Below are 523 nucleotides of genomic sequence, written 5' to 3' on the forward strand. Positions count from 1 at the left end.
TTCTTCGTTTTCACAAACGCTACCCCTAATTGTATTCACAAATGTTACGCCGTATTAATCTTCTGCAAAGAATCACACAAATGAATGGGAAGTGTGTTCTATTTTAGTAAATAGAGCTTTAAAAACTTCCAAAAACATTTTCCAGAAATAGTTTGAAAGAGTGATATTTGATTTTCCTGCTCTCAAGATTTGAATTGAAAAATTATTTCTCTATTTTTGCTTTTTTTACTCTTTTTTCATTACATTAAAAACCTATTAACCCATTATAAACTGAGCATGTGCAACTAAAAAAGGATATCTTCATTTTGCTATTCGTCTAGCATTTATCATTTTGTGCTCCTATTCTTTCAAATCCTTATTCGTAATTTCTTTTTTACAAACTCTGATAATCACATTCGCTTGAAATGATTGCACATTGATTTTTTCTTCAAGCGAAGAAAGCAAATTAAAGCACAAAAGACAGCAAAACCGTAAATTGGAAACAACGATAAAAGCATACAAGTAAACATAAGAAAGCTTATAT

Annotated in this window: 1 protein-coding gene; it reads right to left on the reverse strand. The window is 29.4% G+C overall.

From position 1 onward, the window contains the following. Positions 1-339 precede the first annotated feature (339 nt). A partial coding sequence (locus tag ACFIK8_RS09970; protein ID WP_375669330.1) for a hypothetical protein occupies positions 340-523 on the reverse strand: 184 nt, incomplete at its 5' end.

The sequence above is a fragment of the Bartonella sp. MR168JLCBS genome (assembly GCF_042194175.1).